The sequence below is a fragment of the Salinispira pacifica genome (assembly GCF_000507245.1).
GTDB lineage: Bacteria > Spirochaetota > Spirochaetia > DSM-27196 > Salinispiraceae > Salinispira > Salinispira pacifica.
In genome coordinates this window covers 1704282-1717577 of record NC_023035.1, presented here as the reverse complement: position 1 = coordinate 1717577, position 13296 = coordinate 1704282, and the positions used below count along the sequence as shown (strand labels likewise).

The 13296-nt window shown below is 53.0% G+C and carries 11 protein-coding genes; 9 read left to right on the top strand and 2 right to left on the bottom strand.

What is annotated here, in order from left to right:
- Nucleotides 1-145 precede the first annotated feature (145 nt).
- Genes L21SP2_RS07605 through L21SP2_RS07575 form a run of 7 tightly spaced genes read left to right on the top strand, consistent with a single transcriptional unit; the run spans nt 146 to nt 7758 of the window.
- Complete coding sequence (locus tag L21SP2_RS07605) at nt 146-649, top strand: hypothetical protein (protein WP_024267920.1); 504 nt, start codon at nt 146-148, stop codon at nt 647-649.
- Complete coding sequence (gene hisD, locus L21SP2_RS07600) at nt 646-1959, top strand: histidinol dehydrogenase (protein WP_024267919.1); 1314 nt, start codon at nt 646-648, stop codon at nt 1957-1959. The genes L21SP2_RS07605 and hisD overlap by 4 nt, the downstream gene beginning before the upstream one ends.
- On the top strand, nt 1952-3250 hold the full coding sequence (locus tag L21SP2_RS17105) for a bifunctional folylpolyglutamate synthase/dihydrofolate synthase (RefSeq protein WP_024267918.1): 1299 nt from the start codon (nt 1952-1954) through the stop codon (nt 3248-3250). Before hisD ends, L21SP2_RS17105 begins: the two co-directional genes overlap by 8 nt.
- Nucleotides 3251-3302: 52 nt before the next feature.
- A complete protein-coding gene (locus L21SP2_RS07590) occupies nt 3303-3839 on the top strand; it encodes an O-acetyl-ADP-ribose deacetylase (RefSeq protein WP_024267917.1) in 537 nt (178 codons plus the stop codon).
- Between the two features lie 24 nt (nt 3840-3863).
- Nucleotides 3864-5375, top strand: coding sequence for an NFACT RNA binding domain-containing protein (locus L21SP2_RS07585; protein WP_024267916.1), 1512 nt, complete (start codon nt 3864-3866; stop codon nt 5373-5375).
- A 14-nt stretch (nt 5376-5389) separates the two neighbouring features.
- A complete protein-coding gene (gene amrB, locus L21SP2_RS07580) occupies nt 5390-6274 on the top strand; it encodes an AmmeMemoRadiSam system protein B (protein ID WP_024267915.1) in 885 nt (294 codons plus the stop codon).
- A gap of 11 nt (nt 6275-6285) precedes the next feature.
- Nucleotides 6286-7758 carry a hypothetical protein gene (locus L21SP2_RS07575; protein ID WP_024267914.1) on the top strand — a complete coding sequence of 491 codons (1473 nt, stop codon included), beginning with the start codon at nt 6286-6288 and terminating at the stop codon, nt 7756-7758.
- On the opposite strand, the gene L21SP2_RS17100 is transcribed toward L21SP2_RS07575, so the two are convergent.
- Entirely contained in the window at nt 7715-8959 is a 1245-nt protein-coding gene (locus L21SP2_RS17100; RefSeq protein WP_024267913.1) for a FecR domain-containing protein, read from the bottom strand. The genes L21SP2_RS07575 and L21SP2_RS17100 overlap by 44 nt on opposite strands.
- A gap of 142 nt (nt 8960-9101) precedes the next feature.
- On the opposite strand from L21SP2_RS17100, the gene L21SP2_RS07565 reads away from it, so the two are divergent.
- Complete coding sequence (locus tag L21SP2_RS07565; protein ID WP_024267912.1) at nt 9102-10049, top strand: hypothetical protein; 948 nt, start codon at nt 9102-9104, stop codon at nt 10047-10049.
- A 5-nt stretch (nt 10050-10054) separates the two neighbouring features.
- Entirely contained in the window at nt 10055-11602 is a 1548-nt protein-coding gene (locus tag L21SP2_RS18005) for a Mur ligase family protein (protein WP_244437955.1), read from the top strand.
- Here the strand turns inward: L21SP2_RS18005 and L21SP2_RS18360 are convergent.
- Entirely contained in the window at nt 11486-13207 is a 1722-nt protein-coding gene (locus L21SP2_RS18360) for a YncE family protein (protein WP_053335629.1), read from the bottom strand. The two genes, L21SP2_RS18005 and L21SP2_RS18360, sit on opposite strands and share 117 nt — an antisense overlap.
- Nucleotides 13208-13296: the final 89 nt, after the last annotated feature.

Sequence of the window (13296 nt, the reverse complement as noted above, 5' to 3'; positions counted from 1 at the left end):
CCCTGCAGACTTTGAGTTTTCGGCGAATTGCCCGGGCTGATCTTGCCGTTCGCCGCGTATGCACATTATTCTACACAGAAAGTTCGGGCTTACTCAAGCGTTTAACTGAATATCATTCAATTATTCTATCAGGATGGATCATATTATGCAGCATTCATTACACCGTAATTTACAGCAGAGACGAAACTATGTCAGATTTCTGGGATACCTCTCACTGGGACTTTTGTTTCCCGGCATTATTCTGTCTTTGATTCCACACCCCTTCATAGCCAGCTTCGGTATCTCGCTGATGGTTATGGGAGGACTTACCGGCATCAGGGCCATGTTTTCCGGATTGTTCAGAATTCTCTTTTCACGGCAGACCGGTGGACTGGGGGCGGAATCTGTTACCGGAACTGAAGATCCGAAAAGCGAACTCGGCAGAAAAACCCTGACCCGCCATCGACGCCGGCGATTTGCAGAGGCAGCCCTGGGCTTTATCGGATTGATCATTGCACTTTCGGTGATTATTATGACTCAGCAGCTGGAAAGCACAACAGGTATGGGATTCGCCACCGGAGCAGCCGTGGCCCTGATCCCTCTCCAAATGCTCCCCTTATATGCTGCAATAACAACAGATCAGCTTCTGAAAAGCGGGGGAAACGAGTGATACTGCAGAAATACACATGGAAAGATCTCAGCGATGAGAGGAAGGAAGCCCTTCTTGACCGGAGCGAAACCGATATCCGCAACGCCATGGAAAAAGTGGCACCGATTATTGAAGATGTTCGTACCCGGGGTGATGCGGCACTGAAGGAATATACGCTGAAGTTCGACGGTGCCGACCTGGCGGGTATGCCTGTCCGGGTTTCGGATGCTGAATTTGACCGTGCCGAAGCATCTCTGGACGGGAAGGTAAAAGAGGCCCTGGAGTACGCCATCGAGAATGTGCGGCGCTTTCATATGAGCCAGAAACCCAAGGGAATTGAAATGGTTGAAATACGGCCGGGAATTCTGGCCGGCGAGGCATCCCGCCCCATTGAATCCGCAGGGCTCTATGTCCCCAGGGGCCGGGGCAGTTTCCCGTCAATGCTGTACATGCTGGCAGTGCCTGCAGTGATTGCCGGTGTTGAGCATATTGCCATTGTAACTCCTCCGGGACCAGACGGCACGGTTGATCCGGCCTGTCTCTATGCTGCACGTTTATGCGGAGTGAGCAACGTCTACCGGGGAGGCGGCGCCCAGGCCATAGCCGCCCTCGCCTACGGCACGGAAAGCATACCGCCCTGTCAGAAGGTGGTAGGCCCCGGAAGCATGTACGTGACCGCAGCAAAGAGGCTGCTTGCACAGATCATCGATCCGGGTCTGCCCGCAGGACCTTCCGAATCCATTGTAGTTGCCGACGAAACGGCTGATCCCGAACTGGTGTGCGCCGACCTCTTTATTGAAGCCGAACACGGCTCTGATTCATCGGCTCTGTTGATCACCGACAGCTCCCGGCTGGCGGACGAGGTCAGCGCATATGCGGAAGAATATCTATTGCGGATACCAGAGGAGCGAAGAGGATACATCCGGGATGTTTTCTCCGGCTACGGGGGTATTATCCTGGTGGATGACATGCAGCAGGCAATTGAAGTGGTAAATCTCTTCGCTCCCGAACACCTTCAGCTCCAAACCGCATCCCCCCTTGATCTGGTGGCGAAAATCAGAAATGCCGGTGAGATTCTTCTGGGGAGCAAGGTGCCCTTCTCGGTGGCGAATTATGCGGTGGGAGCCAATGCGGTACTCCCCACCGGAGGAAAAGCCAAAACCTGGTCGGCGGTTTCCGTCCGGGATTTCATCCATTACAGCTCGGTGGTACAGGTCGGCGACGGCGCATATAAAGAACTGGCGGAGCACACCACCGCCTTGGCGGACTATGAAGGCTTTTTCACCCATGCAGAAGCCTTGAGGATCAGGCAGAAGCGCAGCAATGGTTGATTTCCGGTATCTCGAGCAGTTCACCAACTTCGAAACCCGGCGGGGGCATATTCGCGATTTCAAACTTGAAACCATGGAGAAACTCCTGGATGATTTCGGGAAGCCCCATGAAGGAATGAAATTCATACACATTGCCGGCTCAAAAGGAAAGGGTTCCACTTCCGCATACACGGCTGCTTTGCTCAGCGATTACCTGAATGAAAGGGTTGGAATATACGGATCTCCCCATGTCTATGATTATCGGGAACGGATCCGCTCTGCAGTGCCCGGAATGACAGATATCCGCCAGGGGTTTTTCCGGGATGAAATATACGGCAGGAATCTCAATCGGATAAAGAAATACATAGACGGGCTGCCCGGGGACGCCGAACATCCCAGCACGTTTGAATTGCTCACCCTCCTCTCCTTTCTGGTATTCCAGGAGGCAGGACTCCGCCATGCAGTTATCGAGGTCGGCATGGGCGGACGGCTGGATTCCACCAATGTGATTCAGCCGGTAATATGCGGCATCACACCCATTGAAATGGAACACGCCAAATATCTGGGCGACACCCTTGAGAAAATCGCCGGTGAAAAAGCGGGAATTATCAAACCCGGCATACCGGTAATCTCCGGCCGGCAGAAACCCGGGGCCGGGGAGGTTATCCGCCGCAGGGCTGCAGAGAGGGGATCGCCGTTGTTCACCATCCAGGACGATAGCGGCAGTGTGGATTATCTTAAAGAAAATTTCCGCCTTGCCACAAAACTCTTTATTGAAATCCCCGGTATTCGGGATCATAATTTAACCGGGTACCCGGAGCCTGAAGATTTCCTGATGCATTCAGCATCCGGTATCTTTTCCCGGACCAGACTTCCCGGCAGATATGAAGCCCGGAACCTGCCCGGCTGCGGAAGTCCCGTAATTCTGGATGCCGCCCACACCCCGGATTCCCTGGAACGTTTTTTCACGGCTCTGCAGGCAGACCCGGAGTTGAAAACAGATGGGCAAACAGCAGGATACTGCATCTTCGCCGCTCTTGAAGATAAGGATCGCAGAAAGATGCTGGAGATTGTTCTGAAATATTTCAGCCGGATCATCTTCTGCGGAACCGGAAGCTTCAAGCCCAGTGATCCCCGGGAGCTTGCGGCAATTGCGGAACGGCTTCCCGGTGCTGAAAAGGCGGAGATCAGGGTGGCGGAAAGTCCCTCCCATGCGCTTCGTATGGCCTGCAGCATGAATAGCTGGGGTGCGGCATGCGGTTCATTCTACCTGCTCGGCGAGCTGTATCCGGAACTGGTCCCGGAAAAATAGGAAGAAGTATGCCGGGAACGGCCTGAATACGGGGGTACCCCAGGAGTTGCGTATGGATATATCTCTTGAGGTTTTGCAAAGTGATATCACCAGGCTTGAGGTGGATGCGGTGGTCAATGCCGCAAACTCCAGCCTCTACGGAGGCGGCGGGGTGGACGGGGCAATTCATCGTGCTGCCGGGCCGGAGCTTCTTGAGGAGTGCCGGAATATCCGCAGAAACAGCCTGCCCGAAGGATTGCCCACCGGAGAAGCGGTTCTCACATCCGGATATAACTTGAAAGCCCGCTATGTGATACACACGGTGGGTCCGGTCTGGCAGGGAGGTTCGGCAGAAGAGGAACAGCTTCTCAGGAATGCCTATCTGAACTGCCTGAAGATTGCCAGGGAACATGATGCCATTGAAAGCATCGCATTTCCGGGCATTTCCACCGGGGTGTACGGCTATCCGCTGTGTGAAGCCGTTGAAATTGTGTCGGAACTGTTGAAAGAGTACCGCACATCATACAGCTCACCCTCACGCATTAGTATCTGCTGTTACAGCAGCATGGATTATCAGGCATACCTGGCCAGCGGGATTTTTACCATCTGAGAAACTACATCGAAGGTACATGAAATGAGCTTAAACTGGAAAGAAATCAACCTGGTGCTTCAGGAACTGCAGCTTGACGGCTGTCACATTCAACAGATATTTCAGCGGGATTACCGGAACATCTATTTTCAGATGTACCGTCCGGGGGAGACGTTTTACCTTCGGATTTGCCTTGAGCAGGGAAAAACCCGAATTCACTCTTCCCCCACAAAACCCAGATCCCGGGGAGTACAACCCCGGTTTTCCCAGTTTCTCCGTGCCCGGATCCGGGGCGGCAAAATTGAGGAAGCGGGACAGGTTGGAGAAGAGCGGATCATACGCCTCAAGGTGGTCAAGGGAGGCGAAATCAGCCTGATTTTCATCCGCCTCTGGAGCAGTGCGGGAAACATCATTGTATGTGATGAAAACATGGAAATACTCGATGTAGCGTATCGCAAACCCGGACGCCGGGAAAGCAGCGGGGAGATATTCACCCTCCCGGAAGCAGTTCATGATCAGGAGAAGCGGAAGAAAATTGAAGCCGTTGCAGTTCGCCCGCCCTCTCCGGGGTCGAGCTTTCAGGAAAGCATCGCAGCGGAATACGGTCAGAGAGAACGGGATGAAGAGCGTTTGCGGCTGCTGAAAGAGCTGAAACGCTACTACTCAATGAGGGAGAACAGTTTTTCGTCCAGGCTCAAACGGATATCCGCTGCAGAGGCCAAACTCGAAAAGGCCCATGAGCTTTCCCATATGGGGAATTTGATTCTTTCAAATATTTGGAAAATCACCAAAGGCGATGACCGTGTGGAGGTGGAGGATTTTCGTGAGCAGGGCATGCGGGAGGATGACTCCCCGGCCCGCCCCGAGGAGGAAGGTTCGGGGAACGAACCTGGTAATGCCGGGGTTTCCGGCCGGATATGCATAGAACTGGATCCCGGGCTGAGTCCCGGGGAAAATGCCGAGCTTTATTTCAGCAAGGCGGGAAAAATCCGGTCCCGTTCCGAACATCTTCAGCAGGAACGGGAAAACGTGGAAGGAAATCTGAAAAGGGTGCGCTCCATCCTCAGCGAGCTTGAGTCGGAAGAAACCTCTCTTTCCAGGATTCGGGAGCTCCATGCTGATCATCGGGAGGAAAGCGGCGGAAGTCAGGGAGGCAAAAAGCAGGCAGGTACGCCGGGTCTGGAATTCATCAGTAACGGATTCAAAATTCTGGTGGGTAGAACATCCCGGGAAAACGACTCACTGCTGAGGCGGCACACCAGGGGCAACGATACCTGGATACACACACGGGATTACCCCGGGGGGTATGTGTTTATCAAACAGAAATCGGGAAAATCTGTGCCATTGGATGTTCTCCTTGATGCAGGCAATCTGGCCCTCCATTTTTCAAAGGCGAAAAATAACGGCCAAGCGGATATGTACTACACCCAGGTAAAGTATCTCCGTCGCCCCAAACAGGGGAAAACAGGGCTGGTTCTCCCTACCCAGGAAAAAAATCTTTTCATCAAGGCCGATGAAAGCCGGCTGAATCGCCTATTGAAGGGTGGAAATGAATAAACCATACTGGGGGTATGGAAGAAGCCTGGAACAGGGAACTTCTGAGAGAGCCGGTTGTGGAAGGGCTCTTTTATCCGGAGGATCCTGAGGAATTAAAAGCACAGATTGATTCCCATGTACACAATGCCCGGACGGTTGCCGGCAGACCAAAGGGGCTGATTGTGCCCAATGCGGGGTTTAACTTCATATCCGCTATTCTGGGCGAAGCATATAAACTCTGCAGCGCATCATCATACGCCAGAATTATGATCCTGGGACCCGTGCGGGACGAATACCCCGAAGGATTTCTGCTGCCGGAAAGCACCATATTCCGCACTCCGGCGGGGCGCAGCAGAGTGGATGTACCTGCACTGCAGCTGTTGCTAAGCAGCAGTACCGCCGCACATGTTTCTGAGCTTGCACATCTTCAGGAACACAGCATTGAAATACAGCTGCCGTGGATTCAGGTGCTCTTCCCTGACATCCCCGTCGTACCCATTCTTTGCAATCACCGAAGCCCGGGAGGCGTGAAGGCTCTGGCTTCAGCTCTGTATGTGATGGAGCAGGAGCTTCCGGGTGATACCCTGTATATCGCCAGTATGAATTTCAGCCCGGCACTCCCCAGAGAGTCTGCTTCACGGCATGCCGGTCTTATTTTGGAGTATCTTCTGGAAGGGAAGTGGGAACATCTTGCAGGGTCCCCGGAACTTCGAAATACCAACACCGGAAATGCCTGCATTGCCGCCGTCCTCAGTCTTCTACTGCACAGAAGCTGCAGGGTTGAGAGCATTATGCGTGCAAGCTCGTTTGAGCATGACAAAAACGATTCATCCGTTGTAGAGTATGCTGCAGTGGGTTTTGAGCTTCCCCTGGAAGCCGATTCAAATCCCCGGGGAAATACACATCATAGAGCCATCTGAGGATACACCTTATGCAGCTGATTCAATCGCACAATCTATTTCATCGACTGGAGCATAACGGAGAAACCAAAACCGCAATAGATACGGGCATTCAAGCCAGCGGTCCGGGAATGACCCGTTTGAAAGACAAACTGAGTCAGAACGCTCTGGTTATTAGTCTCCTGCAGGGAAAGGAAGAGCCGGAAGACTTTCAGTATCGAAAAATTCCCCTGGACCAGGTGCTCAGCTTTGACGGTACCATTTATCTCACGCTGAATGAGTATTTTACCGGCAACACACTCCAGGATTATCTGGATTATCAGGATCCCATCTCCTCCGATGAGGCGAAACTTATCGTGAGTCTTTTCAAGTTCTCCCGGCGTCACAGCGATCTGCTTCCGGAACAGTTGAATCCCCAGCATATTCTCCTGGACGGAGAGCGATTATTAATTCTTCCGGCTCAATGGAGCAGAGCTATCAGCACCAATGAAAATATCGGTTCGCTTTCCAAGGGGTTTGAGCAGGTAAACTATCCGGACAACGGAATGTACAAGTCTTTTCGTCTTCAGCACTTTGCTCTTGCGTCTTCCCTGTACCGAATTCTCACCGGTCAATGGCCGGTCCGGGAAGAAAACCTGGAGCTGAAACGGCGGTTCAAAAGAAAAGGACTGATTACTCCCATAGAATACTACCTTCCGGGGTTGGAGGACTGGGTCCTGCAGTGGTTTGACCACACCCTTTCACTGAGAGACTTTGCACCCCGGGGAAATAAAACCGATGACGATATATATGAGTGGATTCTGAATCTGCCCTCTCAGCCTCCTGAGATTTCAACCGGGAAACATCCCGATTCCCGGGACACAGAAATGGCAGAAAGTGAACGCCTGGCCAGATACTTCCGCAGAATGCGGATTGAACGGAGGCTTCAGCATATGAAGGCACGGGCTCCCATGCTCACATTTGCCGGACTTGTTGCAATCGTGTTACTTGCAGTGGGAATAACCGTCGTGCGAAATGCCACCCGGGATCTTGCAGTTACCGGTCTCAGCCCGGATGAAGTTGTGAGAGAGTACTATGAGAGCTACAACAGTCTGGATCACGGCTTTCTGGAGGAAGCCGCACGGGGAAAGATCGGCAGAAGCCGTGTGAACCGTCTTGCAAATTTATATGCGGTAAGCATGGTTCGGGAAGGCACCGAGCTCCGGAGCGTTTTTGTTCCTGCGGATGAATGGCTGAATAAAGATCCTGAAGTAAGGGAGCCTCTGGGGGATTTCATGGTGTTCGGCATGACCGATTTCGAACTCCTTGAAAGAGATGAATACCGGGATGCGGATGGTGAGACGATAATTGAATATCGGGTGGAATACATTGTCTGGGATCCCCGGGAAGATATGCAGGGGCTTCAGGGCGTACAGAATACCGATGAGCTTAAGCTCAGGGAATTTCCCCGGGGCTGGCAGATTACCGAGTTGCGTCAATTATCAGAGAAGTCAGTGCAACCGTAAGAGCCACACCCCCTGAAGCAAGCAGAACCGGTCCGTAGGATTGGCCGACCGCAGGATCGAGCCCCAGATCCTCCCCTAAAAAGTAGAGCACGACTCCGCTCAGCTCCAGAAGACTGCCGATAACTCCCATGGTTCCGCCGGTGATCTTCAGAGCGTTCGGTTTGTACACCTCCGTTTGGATTTCCGGTACAAGGGCGGCCACGCCGATGGAGGGAACCAGCGGATACTTCTGCCGGGGGCTGGCAACATCCAGCTCCCGGGAAGCCCGGAATTCTTCAAGGGTTCCGCCCGCTTCAAGGAACGCTTTCAGGCTTGCGGCCAGACGGGCCTGTGATACGGCATCTTCAAGCATTTCGTAGATTCCCGGAAACGCCTCTTCAAGATCATCCGGATTTACCGGTGTGCTTTGAATATCATTGGTCTGCCAGTATTCGCTGATACGGGGACTGATGCTTCGTTTGCGAAGCGCTCCGGCACGTACGGATGGCGTCTCAGTTTCGCTCCCGGATTTTCTCACAACATCCACCATTTCATTGGCAGAAATAACCACTGTGGAAGGAGCGATTCCCGCCGCAGGTCCTTCCTCCCCGGGAGAGTCTGGTGCACCACCTTCGGAATTGGATTCATTGACCAGCGATTGAACTTCCACGCTTCCGTCAAAGCAATACACGGAAGCTGCTGGAACCGCACCCTCGCCGCGCCTAGTGACGTAATCGAAACCGAAGTCGGTACCGCGAACACCGGCGACCGCAGTCCTTCCCCGAATACGGAAGCTTCCTGATTGATTAATGGCGGCGACCCGGGCTCTTACCCGCCCATAGAGCAGTTCAAACGTTCCGCCTTCTTCTCCCTGTATATTGGTAAGTTCAAATGTGGTATTTTCAGCAACCTTTACAATGTTCTCACTGGGAATCAGCTGAAGCTCAACAAAGCTGTCAGCTTCAGTCTGCACCATATCCCCCTCAAGTAGAGGAAGACCGATCACATCATCTTCTCCGATGGTATAGCTAATCAGCTCGCCCTGGCGGAACACACTTACGGCATTTCCTGATGCAAACAGGATCACGGCAAAAACATCATTCTGCTCAGACGGTACGGATGCCGCTTCCACCGCATCCTGACTGTGGACAGGCAGAGAGATCATCAAAATCAGTATACCCAAAAGTAATATCATTCCGCTTCGTGCAAGTCTCGATTCCACTGTGCATCTCCTGCAAAGATTGTATCCCAGCCGGGGTTTTTATTCAAACACCGCCATATTCGCCGGGCGCAATTACCATTATTGAAAGTTCCACGGTTGCAATTGCAAAACAACCCGTTAATTGACTATATTTTAATATATCATGGCTGAATCAAAGCATCTAATAGTGGGCAACACAAATCAGGACATCAACCGGCTGATTGCCGCCGAACATTCCCAGGCCCGGGGTTTCACCACCCATTACAATCAGAGCGAGGAGATGTTCCTACAGTTCGATACCAGTCTTCGAATTCCCAGTCTTCCAATACATCACGATGTTCGAAACCCCGACCCGTCACGGGAATATACCAAGGGTATAATTTCGGTGATTGAAGGAGTAATGGAGAGTCTTCCCGGACTTCTGAACGGCTTGAAGTATTATTTTGATCCCGGAGACGTTCATCGTCCCACTTTTTACCAATTGTACAAAATCGGTGATGACAGCTATGTGTACCAGTTGAAATTCGACCTGACATTTCATCCCAGCCATCACCGGGTGATCAAAAGCGGGAGTAACGACTACGCCCCGGAGTTTGAAACCAATAAGCTGGTTGTGGAAGCCGATGTTATCCCCCTTACCCGGATAGACAAGATGAACGGATTTCCAGCCCTGTATATCGAGCAGAGCATATCCGAAACCTGGATCGGAGAGACCGGGAGAGGATATTTCGTCCAGGGCATCTGGCTTGACCGGGAGCTTACCAAGTTTTTCTCCAGGCTATTCATGGAAGAAGGAAAGAAGATTTACCCCTACTATCCGGTCACCTGTAAATACCAGGCCATTTGCCAAAGCCTGAACGTGTTCACATCCCAGGCACGAAGGGTCAGACTGTCCGCGCACCACAATATCAGGAAATTTCTGCTGAAGTATCTGAACAGCATCGAATCTGCGCTCCGTCACAATGAATTCAGTGAAAACCTTGAAGCGTACCGAATGATCCGGGAGAAAGTACCGGAAAAACTGCGGGATATATGGAAGAACACCAGAGTTGAAATCTACCTGAACGAGAACGATATGCGGGAATACCTGATTGAGGATGAGCTCTTTTGATGAATATGAAAAATCTTCGAGTCACGGTGATGGGTCTGGGGCTTCACGGAGGCGGAGCCGCTGCAGCCCGCTTCTGCGTCTCCAGGGGTGCAAAGGTAACCGTCACCGATTTGCGGGACGCCGCCACCCTTGAATCCAGTCTGGACAGCCTTCAGGATCTGGATATCAGATATGTTCTGGGTGAACATCGCCGTGAGGATTTCACAGACTGCGATTTGATTGTAAAAAATCCGGCAGTTCCCCGTAATGCGCCTCTGTTGAGACTGGCCTTGGAACAGGGTGTTGCCGTCGAGACAGATATCAGTCTGTTTTTACGAAACCTGAAGGCCATGGAGGAGGATCTCCGGAAAGGAGGGGATTCAGCCCATGCGCAGGTGGTGGGGATAACCGGAACCAAAGGGAAAAGCAGCACCACCAGTGCTCTGCACCACGCCTTGAGAACCGCAGGGGTCACCTCATTTATGGGAGGCAATATCACCATCTCTCCCCTGCTCTTCCTGGACGATATCCGCAGTGCCCTGGAGCATCATGCCGCGGAGTTTCATACTCTTTCCGGGCCCGGCTCCCGACGGACCGATCCCCGGCGGCATCCATGGGTGGTGCTTGAACTCTCTTCATTTCAGATCGGAGACCTTCATTTGGTTGGTGAATCCGGGTCGGGAAATCTCTTCAGCCACGGCATGCATTGGCCCGATTGGGGGATTCTCACCAATATTTTCGTGGATCATCAGGATTACTACGGCAACATGGAGTCCTATGTTGCGGACAAACGATCTCTCTTCAGTCCGATGAACACAACCAGCTGGAGCATCATCGGAAATGCCGGGGAATGGACGCCAGGTTTTTTGAGTGCGGCCGGGGGAAATACAGTGGATGCGGCGGATGAAGGGGTACAGGCGGCATCTTTGCTGCCGGAGAAACTGTTGGTCCCCGGAGAACATCAGACTGAGAATCTTAAACTCACCGCCCTCCTTCTGGAAAAAGCCGGTTTTGCACGGGAGGAGATTCCCGGACTTCTGGTCAATTTTCCAGGCGTTGAGCACCGGCTGCAGTTCCTGGGCGAACTGGGCATGGAAAGTTCTGGAATGCGCTGCAGGGTGTACAACGACTCTGCGGCCACCATTCCCGAAGCATGTCTGGCAGCGGTGGAGGCGTTTAATTCCCCGGTATTTCTGCTTTGCGGAGGAAGCGATAAGGGTCTGGATCCGGGCCCCATTATTTCTGCAATGAACAAGGCGGAGAAAAGCTTCCTTCTGGAAGGAAGCGGCAGCGTTGAAATTTCAAAGCTGATCCACAGCAGCATGGGGGGGACCCCTGCCAATCCAGTCAGCTATTCCTCAATGGAGGCTGCGGTACAGGCTGCGGTCCAGGCCATGCAGGAGTTCAGTTCGGATCATCCGGGGTCAGATCCGGAGTCAGGGCCGGTTCTGCTTCTTTCACCTGGCTGTGCCAGTTTCGGCATGTTTCTGAATGAGTTTCATCGGGGCAGGCAGTTCATCGCCGCCGTCGAACATCTGAAGAACTTTATTCCGGTACCTCAGGGACCAGCGTAGAAGTGGGTTCACCGCTGACAGTGCGGACACATCGTAGAGCTCTATTCTATCGTCCAGAAAGTCGCTGAACGCCAGAGTCCGCCCGTCGGGCGAAATTGCCAGACCGGTGGGCTGGTTCGCCCCCCAGGTCCAGTCCACCAGCTCAAGAGTTACCGCATCCAGAACATAAATTTTTCCGAAATCCGGACCGGGAATCAGATAGCTGTCCGGATTATTCCGGCCCCGAGAACTCACATAGAGAAATTCCTCCCCAGGGTCCAGAACAATGGTATTCAGCTTGGGGCCGACGTAACGGCGTACAACCTCCTCCCCGCTGCTGAGATCATACCCGTGGATCCTCCCGTACATCATATCAGACACATAGGCTCGATTTCTCTCCCGGGAAATAACAATATGGCGTTTTGCTCCGGGACCGGAATCAAGAATATCGGGCACAAGAGCACCGACTTCCCGGTCCGACGGATCCGCCGGGGCGGAGGTTTCAACGTTTTCATAAAGGGGCTCAAGATGAAACGACAGAAGTCGGCCATCGGCATAATCTGCGGCGAATAATCTGGAATTATCCGGCGCAAGGGCCAGCCCTCTGGGGATGCCCCCGGTGGGGATATGACCCAGCAGAGAACGGTTTCCGGTACTGATCACCGAGATGTTTCCGCTCAGCCAGTTGGAGACAAATGCGAATTCCTTCCCGTGATCAAAGGAGATCACCTTTGACCATCGGCCTCCGGTTTCAATGCTTGCGGCCACCTGTGCCAGGGGGATATCCAGAACGTGAACCTGACCTGTGGTCATCTGGCTCACCCAGAGCTGATCCCTGGCGGAATCAAAACCCATTTCCACAAAACCGGAGGATGATGATCTTCCACCGGCGGAATTTTCGCCGGGGATGTGAAGGGGGGTATGGAAGATATTTCCGGCGGCAGGCTCTCCCTGCCAACTGAACATATCAACTCCGTAGCCCGCCAGCAGGGCGGCAAAAAGCATCTCTCCCCGGGGATGAAAGAGAAGGCTCTTGGGCTGGCTTCCTGTTTCCAGGCTTCCCTGGTAGCGCATCAGCGAACGCCGGGGATCCCGCTCAAGCTTGATTTCAAGAAAAACGCCGTTTTCGGTTTCTTCCACCGAGTGAACCGGTTCCACCCCGGATGACCGGTTGCGGGAGTGCTCGCTGAATATCAGCGTTGAGGCGACGTATCCGGGATTGGTAAACCTGATGGCATGCTCCCCATTCCCGGAGTCCGGCTGAAACCCTATGGTCTCGTAGGCATGATAATATCTTTCGTCAAGCTCCGGACGTCTGATCAGTTGAAAACCGGCGGCCTCAATGCGGCACTCTTCGGGAAAGCGGCGAATATACAACCGTTGAGGCACCGAGCTGAGATCAATAGCTGCGCTGCTCTCCGCCGGGAGGGCCCGGAAGACGGTTTCTGTTATAGACTCCCGCTCTTCGATACGAGATAATACCGATGCCGGATGAGCTGCGGGGAAGAAGGGACGTTCAGGGAAAATCGGCAAAGAGAGAAGCAGAACCCCCAGGATTGAGGATATGGTTCTGTAACAATGCAGCATCAGAATCCTTCCATACTGCCCCGGCAGTTGTGCATCCATACTGATTCCGGAGTCGGTGAATAACTGGTGTATATCTTATCCTGAGAACCGTCCCGGGACAATAGCATTCATTGAACTCACGGCGTGCA

Coding starts and splice junctions, on each gene's coding strand:
- L21SP2_RS07605 (WP_024267920.1), top strand. CDS start 146: ATGCAGCATTCATTACACCGTAATTTACAGCAGAGACGAAACTATGTC.
- L21SP2_RS17105 (WP_024267918.1), top strand. CDS start 1,952: ATGGTTGATTTCCGGTATCTCGAGCAGTTCACCAACTTCGAAACCCGG.
- L21SP2_RS07590 (WP_024267917.1), top strand. CDS start 3,303: ATGGATATATCTCTTGAGGTTTTGCAAAGTGATATCACCAGGCTTGAG.
- L21SP2_RS07585 (WP_024267916.1), top strand. CDS start 3,864: ATGAGCTTAAACTGGAAAGAAATCAACCTGGTGCTTCAGGAACTGCAG.
- amrB (WP_024267915.1), top strand. CDS start 5,390: ATGGAAGAAGCCTGGAACAGGGAACTTCTGAGAGAGCCGGTTGTGGAA.
- L21SP2_RS07575 (WP_024267914.1), top strand. CDS start 6,286: ATGCAGCTGATTCAATCGCACAATCTATTTCATCGACTGGAGCATAAC.
- L21SP2_RS07565 (WP_024267912.1), top strand. CDS start 9,102: ATGGCTGAATCAAAGCATCTAATAGTGGGCAACACAAATCAGGACATC.
- L21SP2_RS18005 (WP_244437955.1), top strand. CDS start 10,055: ATGAAAAATCTTCGAGTCACGGTGATGGGTCTGGGGCTTCACGGAGGC.
- L21SP2_RS18360 (WP_053335629.1), bottom strand. CDS start 13,207: ATGGATGCACAACTGCCGGGGCAGTATGGAAGGATTCTGATGCTGCAT.